The sequence below is a fragment of the Bradyrhizobium sp. 141 genome, from assembly GCF_023074055.1.
In the GTDB taxonomy this organism is placed as follows: domain Bacteria; phylum Pseudomonadota; class Alphaproteobacteria; order Rhizobiales; family Xanthobacteraceae; genus Bradyrhizobium.
Map to the genome: position 1 here is coordinate 436,680 of NZ_JADPKR010000108.1, position 16,480 is coordinate 453,159.

General features: G+C 64.9%; 16 protein-coding genes and 2 tRNA genes. 11 read left to right on the forward strand and 7 right to left on the reverse strand.

The genetic code is table 11. The features are described 5' to 3' along the window. The first annotated feature begins 7 nt into the window (after positions 1–7). The 3 genes from IVA81_RS35755 to IVA81_RS35765 all read left to right on the forward strand — a co-directional run bounded on the left by IVA81_RS35755 (position 8) and on the right by IVA81_RS35765 (position 2,786). Positions 8–1,315, forward strand: a complete 1,308-nt coding sequence (locus IVA81_RS35755; protein ID WP_247326960.1) for an adenylate/guanylate cyclase domain-containing protein — start codon at positions 8–10, stop codon at positions 1,313–1,315. 143 nt (positions 1,316–1,458) lie between these two features. Then, entirely contained in the window at positions 1,459–1,674 is a 216-nt protein-coding gene (locus tag IVA81_RS35760; protein WP_247326962.1) for a hypothetical protein, read from the forward strand. Between the two features lie 197 nt (positions 1,675–1,871). Continuing rightward, positions 1,872–2,786, forward strand: coding sequence for a PhzF family phenazine biosynthesis protein (locus IVA81_RS35765; protein ID WP_247326964.1), 915 nt, complete (start codon positions 1,872–1,874; stop codon positions 2,784–2,786). Positions 2,787–2,888: 102 nt separating this feature from the next. Here the strand turns inward: IVA81_RS35765 and IVA81_RS35770 are convergent, their stop codons facing one another. Together IVA81_RS35770 and IVA81_RS35775 are read right to left on the reverse strand one after the other, a co-directional pair. Continuing rightward, positions 2,889–3,350, reverse strand: a complete 462-nt coding sequence (locus IVA81_RS35770; protein ID WP_247327126.1) for a DUF488 domain-containing protein — start codon at positions 3,348–3,350, stop codon at positions 2,889–2,891. A 165-nt stretch (positions 3,351–3,515) separates the two neighbouring features. Next, positions 3,516–4,352, reverse strand: coding sequence for a DUF72 domain-containing protein (locus tag IVA81_RS35775; RefSeq protein WP_247326967.1), 837 nt, complete (start codon positions 4,350–4,352; stop codon positions 3,516–3,518). Between the two features lie 103 nt (positions 4,353–4,455). On the opposite strand from IVA81_RS35775, the gene IVA81_RS35780 reads away from it, so the two are divergent. The 4 genes from IVA81_RS35780 to IVA81_RS35795 all read left to right on the forward strand — a co-directional run bounded on the left by IVA81_RS35780 (position 4,456) and on the right by IVA81_RS35795 (position 8,095). Next, complete coding sequence (locus tag IVA81_RS35780; RefSeq protein ID WP_247326968.1) at positions 4,456–4,836, forward strand: hypothetical protein; 381 nt, start codon at positions 4,456–4,458, stop codon at positions 4,834–4,836. A 145-nt stretch (positions 4,837–4,981) separates the two neighbouring features. Continuing rightward, complete coding sequence (locus tag IVA81_RS35785; RefSeq protein ID WP_247326969.1) at positions 4,982–5,179, forward strand: hypothetical protein; 198 nt, start codon at positions 4,982–4,984, stop codon at positions 5,177–5,179. Between the two features lie 273 nt (positions 5,180–5,452). Then, positions 5,453–6,586 (forward strand): glycosyltransferase family 2 protein, encoded by a 1,134-nt coding sequence (locus IVA81_RS35790; protein ID WP_247326970.1) that lies wholly within the window; start codon positions 5,453–5,455, stop codon positions 6,584–6,586. Positions 6,587–6,592: 6 nt separating this feature from the next. Further along, positions 6,593–8,095 (forward strand): glycosyltransferase family 39 protein, encoded by a 1,503-nt coding sequence (locus IVA81_RS35795; RefSeq protein ID WP_247326971.1) that lies wholly within the window; start codon positions 6,593–6,595, stop codon positions 8,093–8,095. Positions 8,096–8,100: 5 nt separating this feature from the next. Here IVA81_RS35795 and IVA81_RS35800 read toward each other — a convergent pair whose 3' ends face one another. Further along, entirely contained in the window at positions 8,101–9,987 is a 1,887-nt protein-coding gene (locus IVA81_RS35800) for an adenylate/guanylate cyclase domain-containing protein (protein ID WP_247326972.1), read from the reverse strand. A gap of 73 nt (positions 9,988–10,060) precedes the next feature. Continuing rightward, positions 10,061–10,582 (reverse strand): FecR domain-containing protein, encoded by a 522-nt coding sequence (locus IVA81_RS35805; RefSeq protein WP_247326973.1) that lies wholly within the window; start codon positions 10,580–10,582, stop codon positions 10,061–10,063. 653 nt (positions 10,583–11,235) lie between these two features. Here IVA81_RS35805 and IVA81_RS35810 point away from each other — a divergent pair. Beyond that, entirely contained in the window at positions 11,236–12,312 is a 1,077-nt protein-coding gene (locus tag IVA81_RS35810) for a tlde1 domain-containing protein (RefSeq protein WP_247326974.1), read from the forward strand. 30 nt (positions 12,313–12,342) lie between these two features. Here IVA81_RS35810 and IVA81_RS35815 read toward each other — a convergent pair whose 3' ends face one another. From IVA81_RS35815 to IVA81_RS35825, 3 genes are all read right to left on the reverse strand, one after another. After that, the gene (locus IVA81_RS35815) at positions 12,343–13,707 is read right to left on the reverse strand and encodes a caspase family protein (protein ID WP_247326975.1); all 1,365 of its coding nucleotides are present in this window, start codon (positions 13,705–13,707) and stop codon (positions 12,343–12,345) included. Between the two features lie 110 nt (positions 13,708–13,817). After that, positions 13,818–14,447: a glutathione binding-like protein gene (locus IVA81_RS35820; RefSeq protein ID WP_247326977.1), complete on the reverse strand. Its 630-nt coding sequence runs from the start codon at positions 14,445–14,447 to the stop codon at positions 13,818–13,820. An 11-nt stretch (positions 14,448–14,458) separates the two neighbouring features. Further along, positions 14,459–15,052: a cysteine hydrolase family protein gene (locus IVA81_RS35825; RefSeq protein WP_247326980.1), complete on the reverse strand. Its 594-nt coding sequence runs from the start codon at positions 15,050–15,052 to the stop codon at positions 14,459–14,461. Positions 15,053–15,182: 130 nt separating this feature from the next. Between IVA81_RS35825 and IVA81_RS35830 the strand changes: the two genes are divergently transcribed. The 3 genes from IVA81_RS35830 to IVA81_RS35840 all read left to right on the forward strand — a co-directional run bounded on the left by IVA81_RS35830 (position 15,183) and on the right by IVA81_RS35840 (position 16,353). After that, entirely contained in the window at positions 15,183–16,016 is an 834-nt protein-coding gene (locus IVA81_RS35830) for a LysR family transcriptional regulator (RefSeq protein WP_247327128.1), read from the forward strand. Between the two features lie 192 nt (positions 16,017–16,208). Beyond that, positions 16,209–16,281 (forward strand) — tRNA-Phe (locus IVA81_RS35835). A 4-nt stretch (positions 16,282–16,285) separates the two neighbouring features. Continuing rightward, positions 16,286–16,353: transfer RNA gene (locus IVA81_RS35840), tRNA-Gln, on the forward strand. Positions 16,354–16,480: the final 127 nt, after the last annotated feature.

Here is a 16,480-nt window from a genome sequence, read left to right on the forward strand (position 1 = left end):
GGGTGGAATGGCCAGGTTTGCGAGCAGGAAGACGCGGAAGCACGCCGTGCTCTCGGAGGATTTCGAGCGCGAGCTGACGCGCGAAGTGCTGCGCACCGAGTTGTTGCGGGTACGGACGCTGATCATCACCGGCTGCGTCATGATCTTGTTCCTCACCTCGACCTTCCTGATCGACCCTGCTCTTGTGAACCGGGTCTGGCGCGGGACGGGGGGCCTCGTCCGCGAATACATCCTCCTGGGGAGCTTCATCCTCTTCGAAGCCTGGGTCCACAGCCAGATCAGGCGAAATCTCAAGCTCGATCGCGACCTGCCGGTGATAAGGCGCTACATCGGCGCCTTTATCGAAACATCGCTGCCGACGATCATCCTGATCCTGCAGATCCACAGCATGGGTGCGAGCCAGGCACTCGGTTTTGTGCTGCCGCTGGTCTATTTCATCTTCGTCATCCTTTCGACACTGCGGCTCGATTTCTGGCTGTCCACCTTCACGGGATTCGTGGCTGGAGCCGAACTCCTGGCCGTCGCGCTGTATTACAATTCGGCCAACGACGCAGGCGAACCCCTGATCTACTTCCACGCCGTGCGCAGCACCGTCATCCTGGTCTGCGGCGTGCTGGCGGGCTCGGTCGGCGCGCAGCTCCGCCGGCAGTTCGCCGCGAGCATCTCGGCGGCCACCGCGCGCGACCGTGTGACCAATCTGTTTGGCCAGCACGTTTCTCCCCAGGTGGTGGAGCGGCTGATGGCGGCGGGAACCAGCGCGGGCGGCGACCTTCGCCGCGTCGCCGTAATGTTCGTCGATTTCCGCGGCTTCACCGCCGGCGCACAGACCCGCACCCCGCAGGAGGTGGTCGACCGCCTCGACGGCGCTTTCGCCGTGCTCGTCGATATCCTCGATCGTGAGGGTGGCATCGTGAACAAGTTTCTGGGCGACGGCTTTCTCGCGTTGTTCGGCGCGCCGCTGGAGGCCTCCGACGCCGCGCATCGCGCCGTCGCCGCCGGCCGCGAGATGCTGACCGCGATGGACCGTATTAACGCAGAGACGAGCTGGCCGCTCAGAATCGGCATCGGCATCCATTTCGGCGAGGTCGTCGCCGGCAATATCGGCTCGCCCCGGCGCAAGGAATACACGGTCATCGGCGACACCGTGAACTTCGCCTCGCGGCTGGAGGCGCTGAACAAGGAGTTCGGCTCGCAGCTCCTGATCTCCGCGTCCGTCCGCGAAGCGCTGGGCAAGGACGGCGACGACGCCGTCGCGCTCGGCGAGGTCGAGGTGCGCGGCTATGAACGGCCGGTGGCGGTGTTTCAGTTGGGGTAGCGCCTTCACCTGTAAGTCGCGTTTCGTTGAAGCGGAGTCGCGCGCCGTTGAACGCGCGTGATGAAAGATCTTTGCTAGCTTGCGGGTCTCGCACAGTGGAAGCCGAGACATCTCGTCTTCCGTATGTAGTCCGGAGAAAGCCAATGACCCGAATGACCCTTGTTGCGGCCGCCTTGATCGCCGCTGCCGCCACCCAGACTCAGGCCGCGTCGGCGCGCCACGCTGCGCCGCCGCGCCCTGTTGTAACTCAGGCGGCGACCGACTCCTGCGTCAGGGCTCCGGCGGAGGGCGCCTATGCCTCCGCGCCCTACACGCAGCCGCCATGCCTGCCGAACACGGGCTACCCGTACGCTTATTGACGATCACGACAAACGATGTCGGGCTGGCGAAATCCGCCAGCCCGCTTCGAGAATTTGCCGCAGCTCGTCAGCCTCCAACACGTCATTGCGATTGCTCCGATTGCTCCGAATTTTGGGGCATGACGAGCGATATCGCCGGCCTGTAAACTGCCGGCCATGCGGCCGGTTGCGGCCGCGACTTGCATGAGGGATCGAAGATGCAGCGCCGCTACGTCACTGTCGACGTGTTCACCGACCGCGCCTTCGGCGGCAATCAGCTCGCCGTGGTGCTCGATGCCGACGGGCTCACGACCCAGCAGATGCAGACGATCGCCACCGAATTCAACTATTCAGAGACCACCTTCGTGCTGCCGCCGCGCGACAAGGCCAATGATGCCGAGGTTCGCATCTTCACCCCCGTCAGGGAGATGCCCTTCGCGGGTCATCCCAATGTCGGCACTGCCTTCGTGCTGGCGAGCCTCGCCAAGGAGCCGAAGCCGCGCCTGCTGTTCGAAGAGAAGGCGGGGCTGGTGCCGGTCGAGATTCGGAGAGAGCAGGGAAAGGTGGTCAGCACCGAGCTGACCGCACCGCAGCCGCTGTCGCGGCTGGCGGAAGTTTCCGCCGCGGACGTCGCGGCCTGCATCTCGTTGACCGCCGATGACATCAGGACCGATCACCACGCGCCACAGGTCGTCGGTGTCGGGACGCCGTTCCTGGTCGCAGAGGTGCGATCGCGCGAGGCGGTGCGGCGGGCCAAGCCCGATGCCGCGGCATTCGGCCGGATACTGCCGCGCGACGGCGCCTTCTCGGTCTATTTCTACACGCGCGATGTGCCGGCCGCGGAGGCGCCTTGCGAGCGCCAGGCGAGGATGTTCTTCCCCGGGGCCAGCGGCCTGATCGAAGACCCCGCCACCGGCAGCGCGACGGTCGCCGCGGCCGCGCTGTTCGCCGATCTCGATCCCGCGCGTGACGGCGAGCTCAAGCTCACGGTGGGCCAGGGTTTTGACATGCGCCGGCCGAGCATCCTGCTGACGCGCGTGCGCAAGCACGACGGCAAGATCGTCTCCGCCCATGTCGGCGGGCAATGCGTGCAGATGATGGAAGGAACGTTTAGGTTGGCGGGAGAGGGGTAGACGCTCTCTCATGCCCGGGCTTGACCCGGGCATCCACGTCTTGGCCACGCGAAGGAAGAACGTGGATGGCCGGGACAAGCCCGGCCATGACGGAGAGGCCGATCAGACCTGCCGTCCCGCCAGATTCCTCACCGCCAGGCCATCGCGCTCCTCGATGATCTCCGCGATCATCTGGCGGTGGCAGTGGGTGTGGTCGCGCTCGTAGCAAAGCAGGCAGACGGGGCCGGCCTTCTTCACCAGTGCCGCGAGCTCGTCGATCTCTTCCCGTGCCTGTGGCGTCTTCAGGTGCTTCGCGTAGATTTTCTCCAGCACATCGTACTGGCCGCTGCGCGCGGCGAGGCGGCCTTCCCTCGGCGTGCCAAGGGCTGCGAGATGAACATAGGCGATGCCGCGCTCGTCGAGTCCGGCAGACAGCTGCTTCTTGGAAAATCCCGGGCGCCGCGACGACGTCACCGCGCGCACGTCGACCACGAGCTTGACGCCGGCCTGTTCCAGCTCGTCGAGCACCGCGTGTGGCGGCGTCTGCTCATAGCCAATCGTGAACAGCTTCTTAGCTTTTGCCATGGGGCACCTCAGGCCATCACACGGGAGGTCGTCATGCCCGGGCTTGTCCCGGGCATCCACGTTCTTCGCGCAGCGCAGCGGATCGTGGATGGCCGGGACAAGCCCGGCCATGACGCGTGGAGGCTTCGGTGCTCCTGACTGCAAGCGACATAGACGATAGACACCTCAGCTCACCCGCGTGATCAGTTCCATGGCGCCGTGAGGCGCGCGCACCTTGCCCTCGTGGATGACGTAGGCGAACACGTCGCGCGGCTCCTTCTTCGGCTTGGCCTTGTCAACTTTCGGCAGGTCGTCCGGTTCGCCGCCCGAAGCCCAGGCCTGAAAGCGCTCGGCCCAGGCATCGAGCTGCTTCGGTGGGTAGCAGGTCTTGATCTCGTCATTGCCTTTCTGAAGCCGGGCATAGACGAAATCGCCGGCGACGTCGGCGATAGCAGGATATTTGCCGTGCTCGGCGAACACCACAGGCGTCTCGAACTCCCGGATCAGCGCCACGAAGTCCGGCGTGCAGAAGCTGTCGTGGCGGACCTCCACGACATGGCGCAGCGCGCGGCCCTCGAGCTTGCGGGGCAACAGTTCGAGGAACTTGCCGAAATCGGCGCCGTCGAACTTTTTCGTCGGCGCGAACTGCCAGAGCACCGGCCCGAGATGGTCGCCGAGCTCCAGCACGCCGGAATCATAAAACCGCTTGATGGAGTCGCCGGCCTCGGCGAGCACACGGCGGTTGGTGGCAAACCGCGGTCCCTTCACCGAGAACACGAAGCCGTCGGGCACCTCGCTTGCCCATTTGCGAAAGCTCTCCGGCTTCTGCGAGCCGTAATAGGTGCCGTTGATCTCGATCGAGGTCAGCTTCGAGGCTGCGTAAGACAGCTCCTTCGCCTGTGTGAGTTTCTCCGGATAGAACACGCCGCGCCAGGGCTCGAAGGTCCAGCCGCCGATTCCGATGAAGATGTTGCCGGATTTTTTTGACGCGGTTTTTGCTTTGGCCACGGGAGGATCTCGCATCGACGGGAAGGGAGGGCTTTATTCTAGTCAAACGAGATGTGATTGGCCAGTTCTCGCGTCGAGTCTAAGCTCGGCAGCGCGATCTGCGAAAAAGGAGAACAAGATGCGGATGCTGGTGGTGGGAGCGGCGCTCGTCATGATGACATCTGCTGCCATGATATCTTCAGTCATGGCGGATGATGACGATGCCAAAGGCGCGCAGAAGCTCGCCCAACAGGGCCGCGACGATTACTGGCATTGCCTGGCGCGGGAATATTCGCGCGACAGCAATCAGGGAATGACGGAACAGGATTTTGGCCGCTCGGTCGCGGGTGCCTGTCCGTCGGAGCGGCAATACTACCGGGTGGCGCTGCTCGACTACCTCACCACACAATATCCGAACATTGATGCCGGCGCCCATCTCGCGACCGCGAACAGGGCGGTGGAGTCTGCGCAGAAGGACATCGTGACGGCCTTCGTCAAGCACAGGCCGCCAGCGAAATAGCGAATGGCGAATGGCCAATAGCGAATAGGGCAGAAGGGGCCGACTTTCCCATTCGCTACTCGCCATTCGCAACTCGCCCCAGCCCTTCCGGGTCCGCGCGCATCCGTGGTATCAACGGGCCGCATCTGGAACGGGGATGGGTTTCATGTCGTCTGAGTCGATGGGGGGTATTTTGGGCGCGATCGTCGCCGCGATCGTGCTTGCGGTCGCGGTCATGTTCGGGCCGATCGGCCAGTATGGCAAGCCGGCCAAACCGGCGAAAGTCGAGCCGGCCCCGGCCCCCGCAGCCCCTGCCGCGCCCGCGCCGCGCGGCCCGATAATCCGGGAAGTGCCCAACCAATAGGGCACAAAATCGTGGTTTTCGCCCCCTTGCGAAGCGGCCTTGTCGTTCCTATCTAGGCTCTAACGGCGACGTTGAGCGAAAACTCCGGCGCCGGAACGACCTTGGAATAGCTTGGGCTTGCGCCGGATGTACGCGCGGCCCGCCGTTCCGGGGTCGTTGGCATTTTAGGACCCCTTTTGGGTCATTTCCCACAGACCCCCCGGCTTCGCAGCGCAAGAACTTGGCAGCGCAAGAGCTTGGCAGCGTAGGACGCGGCGGATATACGCTGCCGTCATGAATGAAGCGATCAGACCGGGCTCCGACAATCCGCCGCAGGCTCAAGAGGGGCCGGAACTGTCGGTCATCGTCCCGACCTTCAACGAGCGCGACAATGTCACGGTATTGTACCGGCGGCTGGAGGCAACGCTTGCCAACGTCGCCTGGGAGGTCGTGTTCGTCGACGACAATTCGCCCGACGGCACCTGGGACGTCGTGCGCGCGCTGGCGCAGCAGGACAGCCGCGTGCGCTGTGTCCGCCGCATCGGCCGCCGCGGTCTGTCAGGCGCCTGTATCGAGGGCATCCTGGCCTCGAGTGCACCGTTTGTCGCCGTGATCGACGCCGATCTCCAGCACGACGAAGCGCAGCTGCCGAAGATGCTGTTGCTGCTCGCAAGCGATCAGGCCGACCTCGTCGTCGGTAGCCGCTATATCGAGGGCTACAAGAGCGAAGGCTTCAACAAGCAACGCGCGGGCGCCAGCGCGCTCGCGACCGAGTTCGCAAGGAAGATGCTGCGGGTCGAGATCGCCGATCCCATGAGCGGCTTCTTCATGATGCGCCGCGATCGTTTCGAGCAGCTCGCGCCGCAGCTTTCCGTGCACGGCTTCAAGATCCTGCTCGACGTCGTCGCGACCGCGCACGGCAGCTTGCGGGCGGTCGAGATCCCCTACACCTTCGGCGCCCGCCAGCACGGCGAGAGCAAGCTGGATTCCATGGTCGCGCTCGACTTCCTCGGTCTCGTGCTGGCCAAGCTGAGCAACGACATCGTCTCGCTGCGCTTCATCCTGTTCGCGATGGTCGGCGGCATCGGCCTCGTGGTGCACTTGACTACGCTGTTCATCGGACTTCAGCTGTTCAAGGCGCCGTTCGCGGAGGCGCAGGCCGCCGGCGCCATCGTCGCCATGACCAGCAACTTCATCCTCAACAACTTCCTGACCTATCGCGACCAGCGGCTGAGGGGCTTTGCGCTGCTGCGCGGCCTGATCGCCTTCTACATCGTTTGCAGCGTCGGCCTGCTCGCCAATGTCGGCGTCGCCTTCTCGGTCTACGACCAGGAGCCGATCTGGTGGCTGGCCGGCATGGCTGGTGCACTGATGGGCGTGGTGTGGAACTACGCGATGTCAGGCCTGTTCGTCTGGCGCAAGAAATAACCCACGATGGGCGGAGCTGACGCGCGGATCATCCGCAACACCGCGCTGCTGATTCTCGCGCTGGTGACCCTGCGGCTCGTCGCGGCCGCGTTCACGCCGATCACGTTCGACGAAGCCTATTATTGGATGTGGTCGAAGAATCTGGCAGGCGGCTACTACGACCACCCGCCGATGGTCGCCTACGTCATCCGCGCCGGCACTGTGATCGCCGGCGACACCGAGCTCGGCGTCCGCCTGGTCTCGATCCTGCTGGCGCTGCCGATGAGCTATGCGGTCTATCGCTCTGCCGCCATCCTGTTCGGCGGTGCGCGCGTGGCCGCCACCAGCGCCATCCTGCTCAACGTGACCATGATGGCCTCCGTCGGCACGCTGATCGTGACGCCCGATGCGCCGCTGCTGGTCGCATCCAGCTTCGTGCTGTTCTTCCTCGCCAAGGTGCTGGAGACCGGCCGCGGCGCCTGGTGGCTCGCGGTCGGTGCGGCCGTCGGCGCGGCGCTGCTGTCGAAATACACGGCGATGTTCTTCGGGCTGGCGATCCTGATCTGGCTCGCTGCCGTGCCGAAGCTACGGCGCTGGTTTCTCTCGCCCTGGCCCTATCTCGGCGGCCTCGTTGCACTCGCGCTGTTCTTGCCGGTGATCCTCTGGAATGCGGACCATCAATGGGTCTCGTTCGCAAAGCAGCTCGGACGCGCGAAGATCGAAGACTTTCGTCCGGTCTTCATCGCCGAGCTGATCCCGACCCAGATCGCGTTCGCAACCCCGCTGGTGTTCATCCTCGGTGCGATGGGCCTGCACGCACTGACCTGGCGGCGCGCCGGCGCGCTGGCCTCGCGCGTGCTGATCGAGACGATGTTCTGGACCATCGTCGCCTATTTCGTCTGGCATTCGCTGCATGCCCGCGTCGAGGCCAACTGGTTTGCGCCGGTCTATCCGCCCTTCGTCGTCGCCGCGGCCGCCGCCGCCAACCTCGTGCAATGGAAGCTGCGTGCGCGGCGCCTGGTGGATTTCTGCCTGCGCTGGGCCGCGCCCGTCGGGATCGTGATGTTTGCCGCGCTGATCGTGCAGGCCAACACCGGCTGGCTCTCCGGTTATCGTCGCGATGCCACCGTGCGCAGCGTCGGCGTCGGCTGGCGCGAGCTTGCCGCCGAGATCGAGGCCGTGCGCGCGCGCCATGGCGCGACCTGCGTGCTCGCGCAGGACTACGGCACCACGGGCTGGCTCGCCTTCTACTTGCCGCGCGGCACCTGCGTGGTGCAGCAGAACCAGCGCATCCGCTGGGTCAACATGGGCGAGCCGGATCCAAAGCTTCTTGCGGGCAAGCTGCTCTATGTCGACGAGCTGCGTCCGGAGGGGCATCCCGTCTTCAACGACCTCTTTGCGAAGGTCACGCAGGTTGCGCAATTGCAGCGCAAGCGCGGGCCGCTCGTGGTCGAGACGTACAGCGTCGATCTGCTGGAAGACGCGAAGGGCGACGTGCTGGACCGCTCACCGCCGCCGGAAGCAAGGTAGCTGCCTCAGTCGATCATTTCGGCCCTGGCCGCTGCCTGGTCCGGCCTGTCCTGGTCGCGCCAGAACCAGACGGTCACGATCCCGGAGCGGCCTCGGACCTGGGCGAGCAGGGGGCCTGACAGAACGCCGTCGGGAGCTCCGTGGAAGTCGGCCGCATCGAGCAACGTATCGCTCAACGCGAGCCGCGCGCCGTTCTGAGCGGCGACTTCCATCAGCCGGCTCGCGACGTTGACCGTGTCCCCTGTCGCCGTGATGTGCTGGTGACTTTCGCCGAGGCGGGAGGCGACGATCTCGCCGAAATGCGCGCCGATCTTGAAGCCGAGCCGATCGCCGATTGCTGACGGCAGCGAGGCGATCCAGCGTTCGACGCCGCGATGCAGGTCGATCGAACATTTCAGCGCGCGTGCCGCATCATCGGGCATCGCGCCCGGCAGTCCGAACAGAAGCATGGCGCCGTCGCCGAGAAAGCCGGTGATCGTGCCGCCGCAATCGACCGCGGTCTTGTCGATCAGTGCGTGAAATGCCTTCAGGATTTCCTGGATCGCGTCCGGCTCGGTCTGCTCGCTCAAACCCGTGAAGCCGGAGAGATCGATGAAGACGACGGCCGCGTTTTGCCGGACGGGTTTTGACAGAAAATCCGGATCGCGCGCCAACCATTCCTGCACCGCAGGCGCCTGGAGCCGGGCGAGCGACCTGCTCTTGGCAGCGAGATATTGCGTGCGTCGGCCTCCGGCCCACAGCTGCACGCCGGCGAAGATCGCAACCGGGGGCACTGCGGCGGCAAGCGTGGTTGCTGCATTCAGCCAGACGCCATGGGTGAACGCGAACGTATTGAGCCCGGCCCAGGCGATCATCACCGCGGCCGCCGCCATGATGCCGAGCGCGCTGCGCCGCCAGGCCAGCAAGCCGACCAGCAACATCGGCAGCAGGATCGCAGCGAGCGCGTCGGCGATACGAACCCGGTAATCGCGCACGATGCCGTCGCCGGCAACGAGATGGGTGATCGCAGTCGACACCACTTCGACGCCGGGCATCAGGGAATCGAACGGTGTGGGATAGAAGTCGCCGCCGCCGGCGACCGAGGCGCCGATCACGACGATCCGGTTCTCGATCGCGGCGCGATTGAGCGTGCCGTCGAAGATGCTCTGTGCGCTGACGGTGCGGATGGTGCGTCGCGGGCCGTAATAGGTGATCGGCAGCGCGAAATCGGTGTCGGTCGGCACCGCGCGATCGCCGAGCATGAGACGATCCGGCGCGATCGTCAGCGGCTTGTCGAGCGCGCGCGTCGCGACGCGCAAGGGGAACGACAGTTCGACCTTGTCGTGCGTCCGGAACAGCATCGGCACCGAGAGAGGTGAGCCTGATTGTCCCGTCGCGACATTGACGACGCCGACCTCGGCGTGGTCGGCGAACGCCGGCAACGGCAGCAGGAAGCGTTCGGCCTGCGGCAGCACGGCGAGGGGGCCCTGGCTGCCGGCCTCGACGGTCTCGCTGGCGCTGGGAAAGATCGCCGCGGCGGCGAGCACCATGGGGCCGGTGGCGAGCGTGTTTGCCAGTGTCGCATCTCCGATCGCGGCGCTGCGGTCGACCAGCAACAGGTCGATCGCGACGACCTTCGGCTTGAACTGCACGATGGTGTCGACGACACGGGCGAGATCGGCGCGCGGCAGCGGATAGCTGCCGCCGCGCTTCACCACAGTGTCGTCGATCGCGACGATGGTGACGAGATCGGGCGGACGCTGCACGCCGCGAACCTGGGTCCGCCAATCGGTCAGCGTTGCCTCGAGGCGGTCGAGAAAGCGCAGATGACCGTGGGCGTGCGCGGCATAGATGCCTGCGCCCCACAGCGCGGTGAGGATGAGTGCCACCAGGATCTGAACGCGTCTAGTCACTACGTGCTGCAATCTTCTTTGCTCTAAGTCCTGTTGACCAAGCCCTATTGACCAAGCCTTATTGACCAAGTCTTTATTGACCAAGTCTTGCCATCAGCGCGTCAACGCGCGGTCGGCCCCATGTCTTGACGGTCAACGCGCCGGTCCCTTCCACGTCGACGCCTTCGCCGGGGCCGAGAACGACGCCACGCCCACGAGCCCTGCGGCTGACGCCGACGCGGCCGTCAGCGACGAAGACGGATGTCTTGGCCTCAGCGACATCGACGGCCCATCTGGTGCCGCGAACCGCGGCAATCGCCTGCGGGGTCAGCACCTTGAAGGGAGTGCCGCCGGGCTTCTTGGGCACCTCGATCAGCAGGGCTTTGCTGCTCAACTCCACGGAGTCTATATGTCCGTCGCGGTTGGCGTCCTTAAGTTCAAATCTGGCGCCGTTTTCTGCAACGATGGTGATGCCGTTGTCGCAGCGCCAGGTCTGCGTGCTCGCGGCTGAAATCGACGCCGCGCAACCGGCATTGGCAGTCTGCGCGGCCGCATGTCCCATCAATAGAGTCGACCACGCCAGCGCGAAACATCCGGCGCGCGCGAACCTTCTCATGCCAGCCTCCATTTGCGTGCCCGGCACAGTTCAAGGCGATGTTGATACGGTACCGTATCACCCGCGGAGGCTGCTGAAAAGTGCCGCCCACGCAGCTATTTCCTCAGCACAGCATTTTCCAGCCCGGCGCGATCAACTTTCGGTCAGGGGCGAGTGCCGTGCGGCGCGTGATGGCATGAGCGGCCCACCGCAGGCGGCCATGAGACGTGAAGGGGCGCATCGCGCACCAGCCTCGCGCAACGCTTTCCCGTTATCGTGCGGGCATTGAAGACCACGAAAAGGACTTGGTTGGATGCGCTTAGAGAGGCGGCCGGAGACGTTTGCTGAATGCGCCGATCCGGCCGAGAATTATGGTTAACAGACGCGCCTAAGTCCGTAGTTCTGCGGGCTTTTTTCTCAGAATGAGACAGCGTTGACGAGCCGCCCCACATCTGCCCGAACTTAATCCGCATTTAACTAAAAGTCGCCTTAATGACGCTCCGACCCTCTGCGAGATGCTGTTCCCGGATCGTGACCAGCGGCACTTTGAAGGGGGACCGAGTGACACCGTCCTGGACGCAAGGCGAATGAGTAAGAGTATCGCTGCGCAGAGTAACGCGGCACGGAAGTCCAAGAAATTCTCCAAGAATTATTCGCGGAAATCTTCCCGGAAAATGACCACGACCAATTGGCTTGGCGCCGCGGCGATCGGCTGCGTCGTGATGGGCGCCGGCTGGACCATCTACAACAACGTGCTCGGGGCCAGCGTCTATCCGACCGTCGGCAGCACCGGCTACGACGAGCCGGTGATCAAGCGCGCGCCCAGGGTCGCGCTGCGCGAGGCGGGCGAGGCCGTCAGGGAGGCCTTTGCGGTCTTGCCCGACCGATTGCAGGTCGCCGCGCCGATCTCCCGCGAGATGTTCAACGAACGCTTTGCCGCCGCTGCGACGCAGGGCGTGACCTCCAATGCGGCTAGCGCCGCGCCAGCGACCCAGGTTGCGATGGCCAAGGACGCGCCGAAGCAGAGCGTGATCGCGAAGGTCGCGGAAGCGCTGAAGCCGTCGGCCAAAACCACTGACAAGACCGCGGACAAGGCCAAGCGCGCTCCGGATGCCCAGATGCAACTCGCCTCGGCCGATCCGGCCCAGATCGTGCCGGCACCCGAGGCGAAGCCGAAATCGTTCGCCGATCGCGCCAAGGCGGCGGTGATGTCCATCACGGGTCCTCGCCAGTCGATGGTCGAAAAACTCTGGGGCAAGCGCGAGCCGTCCGGGGGGCTGCTCGCTTATGCCTCGGCCGATGCCAGCATCACCGCGTCCATCGCGCCGAAGGAGCAGAACCCGATGCTCGGCGGCGCGCCGCCCTATGAGCGCGATACCGCGGTCTACGACATCACTGCCAAGACGGTCTATCTGCCCGACGGCACCAAGCTCGAGGCGCATTCCGGCCTCGGCTCCAATCTCGACGATCCGCGCTCCCAGCGCACCCGCATGCGCGGCGTGACACCGCCGCACATCTACACGCTGAAGCCGCGCGAGGCGCTGTTCCACGGCGTGCCCGCGCTGCGCCTGACCCCGATCGGCGGCGAGAGCGCGATCTACGGCCGCGACGGCCTGCTCGCCCACACCTTCATGCTCGGGCCGAACGGCGATTCCAACGGCTGCGTGTCGTTCAAGGACTATTACGCGTTCCTCGACGCCTACCGCAACAAGGGCATCCGCAAGCTCGCGGTGCTGGCGCGGGTGGAGTAAGGCCGACGCGGTGCGCCGGAGCGGGCCGAGCTATCGCTTGACGAAGGTGAAGCTGCACGGACGCAGTTCGTTGCGTTTGCCGCTGCCGCGGCTACGCTCGAATTGCGCGTCGATCGTGTACCCATACGGCGAGCCGGGAGCGCTATTGTTGACCGTGTATGCGCTCGGACCCGTGAGGCCCCGTGCACTGAGCGTGGTCTTCCCGTCAGCCGATACCTGTCCGTCGATTGCGAGCGTGCTGTTTGTACGCGGGTCCCGATCCTCCGCATGAAATACGCCGTCGGCGATGGTGGCCGACAGGGTTCGGGTATAGCCCAACGCCTTGCCGGAGCTGGCGCAGTTCACGGTGACGTCCCACTTGCCATCGAACATCCTGCTCTCGCCGGTCGCAGGTGCCAGCGCCACCTTCTGCTTCAGGCCGTCGATCCGGGCCTTGGCGAGACTGGCGAAGCTGCAACTCGAAAATCGCGCCAGATGATCCTCGAAGGCGCTGACGGTGCCGATGGTGTCGGCCGCCTTCCAGTGCGCCTCCGCGGATGCGCAAGGGTCGGGCCGCGGCGCGGCTTGCGGCGCCGCAGGGGCGACCGTGACCGACACCGGGCCGTTCAGATAGAACTTGCCGATGATCGACAGCGACAGTTCCGGAAGCTGCGTCTTGCCGCTGGCGTCATAGACCTCGCTGCTGATGTCGCGAAAGACGTCGCCGATCTCGTGCGGCTCCTCGATGTGCTTGAGGAACGCCGTCGTGTAGGGGCTGTTGCGGCCGGTACCATCGGCGGCGACCTGGCCAGACTGCGTCGAGAACGACACGATCGTGCCGCGCGGCGCTTCGACCTTCGACAGGCCGCGTCCGACCGAGGCGGCGCGCGTCGCAGAGCGCTTCAGCATGTCGGCCAGCGGATTGTCGCGGCAGGAATCGAGCACCAGGATGCGCAGGTTCTTGGCTTGCTGCAGGTCGTTCACGATGTCGTCGACCCGCACGAAACGCTTGAGGTCGGCCTCATCGGTCAGCGTGGCGTCGACAGGCATCAGATAGTTCACGCCGTTGTACTGCATGGCGTGACCGCTGTAGTAGAACAGGGCGACGTCGGCTCTGCTCGCGGCGCGCGCGAAGCGGATGGTCAGGTCCTGCATGTCGGCCTGGCGCAGGTCGACGCCCTGGATCACCTCGAAACCGCTGCGCCTCAGCGAAGCCGCGACGTCCTCCGCATCATGCGACGGGTTGGGAAGTTGCGCCGTCGAGACATAGGCGCCGTTGCCGATCACCAATGCCACCCGCGTGTCCGCCGATGCAGGCCCGATGCAGAGCGAGACGAAGAACGTCAGACAAAAACCGGGCAGGTAATAATCGCGCAGGCAAAATCCGGCGAAGCAAAATCTGGAAAGAGCACTCATGAATGCCTTCCGAGGAAATATCGAAAATATTCCTCCAGATTAGCGCATGCCGCGTCGACTTCAATGCCCTCGCCAAGAAAACGCTCGGATTTCGCGACCGTGACGTCCGGTCACGCTGCCATTGTCTTGCGCAGGGCCATTTCGGTCGCGATGGCTTCTCGCACCGCCGGCCGCGCCTGCATGCGCTCGAGATAGGCCGACAAGGACGGCCATTGGGCGATGTCGACGCCGGCGGGTCGGAGCAGCAACAAGGCCCAGGTGAGGTGCGCATCCGCGACGGTGAAGCCGTTACCGACGAGGAATTCGCGCTCCGCCAGATGCGCTGACGGCACCGACAATGTCTGCGTGATTCTCGCGCGCGGCTTGGCGAGCGAACCCTCGTCCTTGTACCAGAAGGTCGGAAACAGGAACGCCTTGTGGATCTCGGCGCCGACAAAGCTGAGCCATTCCTGCAGGCGATAGCGATCGGGATCGCCGAATTCCGGCGCAAGGCCAGCCTTCGGTTTCACATCTGCGATGTATTGCAGTACCGCCGCGCTCTCGGTCAGCCGTTCGCCGTTCTCCAGCACCAGCACCGGCACCGCGCCCTTCGGCGACACGCCGCGGAAATCGCTGCCGTCGTCCACAACCTGCTTGGTCCAGATATGGGCGAGGTGATACTGCGCCTCGATGCCGGCCTCCATCAGCGCGATGCGGCTCGAGAGCGAGCAGGCCATCGGAAAGAAATAGAGTTGCAGCATCGTATGCTCCGTCAGATCAGCGCATCGCTCTGCGCGATGATCGCGAAGCGGTCCGAGAGCTCGGCCAGCGCGACCTCGTGAATCGTCCGCGCGTCCAGCGTGCCGCCGCGGCCGTCGGGCAGGTCGCGGGTGGCGCAAGCGTCTGCCGCGATCGTCGTGCGAAAGCCGAGATCGAGCGCGGCGCGGGCGGTCGAAGAGACGCACATATGCGTCATGAAGCCGGCCAGCACGATGTTCTTTCGTCCGCTCGCCACCAACCGGGCTTCCAGATCGGTGCCGGCAAAGCTGTTGGGCAGAGCTTTCTCGATCACGGGCTCGCTTGCGAGCGGTGTCAGGCGCTCAACCAGCGCGCCGCGCGCGGCCTCGCGGTCGAACAGGCCGCCGGCGCGGCCCTTATGCGCGATATGGATGATCACAGCGCCGCTCTCCCGTGCCCGCGCCAGCAGGCGCGCCGCCACGGTGATCGCGGGCTGCGCATCGGGCAGGGCCAGCGGGCCGGCGCAATATTCGTTCTGGATGTCGATCAGCACGAGGCAGGCTTCATTGAGCTTCGGCGGATTGAGATCGGCGCCGGCGAGTTCGAGCAGGGTCTTGGGAGAGGTCATGCTGGTCAGGCCTTCCAGGGATATCGGATGGAGCGACACTAGCGCAGCATGGGCCTGCTAATGTGCAGGACTATTGCAGCTTATGGCTGCAGATTTGCAGGATGCGGCATCGCCTGCTAGGCTCGCCTGGATGAACTGGGACGATCTGCGCATCATTGCCGCGGTGAGAGACGAGGGTACCTATGCCGGTGCCAGCGCCCGGCTGCGCATCGACGAGACCACCGTCGGCCGCAGGCTGGCGCGCGCCCAGCGCGATCTCGGCGTGCCGCTGTTCGATGCGGTCGACGGGCTGCGGCGGCCGACACGCCATTGCGAGGCAGTGCTCGAGCATGTCGGCGCGATGGCCGCCCATGTCGCGGCGATCGACCGCATCAAGGAGAGCCAGCCCGGGCCGGTCGGCCGCCTCCGCATCGCCTCGACCAACGCCGTCGCTGAAGAATTGCTGGCGCCGCGGGCGAGCGCGTTCCTGCGCGATCATCCCGGCCTGACCCTGCAATTCCTCACCTCCAGCGGCAACGTCAAATTCTCGCGCTGGCAGGCCGACCTCGCCATTCGCCTGCGCAAGCCGGAGAGGGGCGATTTCACCATCTCCAAGCTCGGCGATGTCAGGCTGTATTTCTTCGAGCCGGCAGATCGCTCGGGCGATGACTCGGTCGCCTGCGTCTATCCGGACGAGCTCGACACCATTCCCGAAGCGCAGTTCCTGCGGGCGAAGCGGCTGAAGAACGTCCGCTGCATCACCGACAATGTCCGTATCATCAGGACCATGATCCAGTCGCATCAGGCCGTCGGCGTGCTGCCCGAGCACAGCTGCGAAGGCTTGCTCGCCGACCGCAGCCTGCGCGCCACGCTGCTGCCGAAACGGCGCGACGTCTGGCTGCTCGTGCAAAATCATCTCAAGCGCGACGCCGCAACACGCGTGACGATCGACTGGGTGCGGGCCTGCTTCACGCCGCGTCCTTGACGCCGCGCCGCATGTGATCATCGCGTCACAGTGCGCGATGCGCGACAAAAAATCTTCGATCTTCCTCTTGCAACCGGAACGCGCTTCGTCTATTAGCCCGCTCCTTCGCTAGGCCATGGGTTCGGGCTCTCTGAGATCCCGACTGGCGCGGGCCGGTCTCCGGTTTCGTGTTCCGCCGAATGAAGGCAAAACGCAGGACGTAGCTCATGGAGAGCGTCGGGCTGAACGCCCGAAGGCATCGGTTCGATTCCGGTCTCTTGCCCCACGAAGGATAGCTCAGTTGGGTAGAGCAGGTGACGTTGAAATCATCGGGTCGCGGGTTCGAATCCCGCTCCAAGCGCTCCGTTTCAGCCTGAAAAGCTGATACCTCTGACGAGGACCGGACGCGCGCTTCAGTCGCAGTCCGGCCGTTTTGCCGAAAGGCTTTCCGTCCGAACCTAGACACTGTGAGACCGGCTTTGCGC

Excerpts from the sequence above, each read along its gene's own strand:
- IVA81_RS35760 (WP_247326962.1), top strand. The coding sequence starts at position 1,459 with ATGACCCGAATGACCCTTGTTGCGGCCGCCTTGATCGCCGCTGCCGCC.
- IVA81_RS35770 (WP_247327126.1), bottom strand. The coding sequence starts at position 3,350 with ATGGCAAAAGCTAAGAAGCTGTTCACGATTGGCTATGAGCAGACGCCG.
- IVA81_RS35755 (WP_247326960.1), top strand. The coding sequence starts at position 8 with ATGGCCAGGTTTGCGAGCAGGAAGACGCGGAAGCACGCCGTGCTCTCG.
- IVA81_RS35775 (WP_247326967.1), bottom strand. The coding sequence starts at position 4,352 with ATGCGAGATCCTCCCGTGGCCAAAGCAAAAACCGCGTCAAAAAAATCC.
- IVA81_RS35795 (WP_247326971.1), top strand. The coding sequence starts at position 6,593 with ATGGGCGGAGCTGACGCGCGGATCATCCGCAACACCGCGCTGCTGATT.
- IVA81_RS35785 (WP_247326969.1), top strand. The coding sequence starts at position 4,982 with ATGTCGTCTGAGTCGATGGGGGGTATTTTGGGCGCGATCGTCGCCGCG.
- IVA81_RS35830 (WP_247327128.1), top strand. The coding sequence starts at position 15,183 with ATGAACTGGGACGATCTGCGCATCATTGCCGCGGTGAGAGACGAGGGT.
- IVA81_RS35820 (WP_247326977.1), bottom strand. The coding sequence starts at position 14,447 with ATGCTGCAACTCTATTTCTTTCCGATGGCCTGCTCGCTCTCGAGCCGC.
- IVA81_RS35780 (WP_247326968.1), top strand. The coding sequence starts at position 4,456 with ATGCGGATGCTGGTGGTGGGAGCGGCGCTCGTCATGATGACATCTGCT.
- IVA81_RS35790 (WP_247326970.1), top strand. The coding sequence starts at position 5,453 with ATGAATGAAGCGATCAGACCGGGCTCCGACAATCCGCCGCAGGCTCAA.
- IVA81_RS35825 (WP_247326980.1), bottom strand. The coding sequence starts at position 15,052 with ATGACCTCTCCCAAGACCCTGCTCGAACTCGCCGGCGCCGATCTCAAT.
- IVA81_RS35805 (WP_247326973.1), bottom strand. The coding sequence starts at position 10,582 with ATGAGAAGGTTCGCGCGCGCCGGATGTTTCGCGCTGGCGTGGTCGACT.
- IVA81_RS35765 (WP_247326964.1), top strand. The coding sequence starts at position 1,872 with ATGCAGCGCCGCTACGTCACTGTCGACGTGTTCACCGACCGCGCCTTC.
- IVA81_RS35815 (WP_247326975.1), bottom strand. The coding sequence starts at position 13,707 with ATGAGTGCTCTTTCCAGATTTTGCTTCGCCGGATTTTGCCTGCGCGAT.
- IVA81_RS35810 (WP_247326974.1), top strand. The coding sequence starts at position 11,236 with ATGACCACGACCAATTGGCTTGGCGCCGCGGCGATCGGCTGCGTCGTG.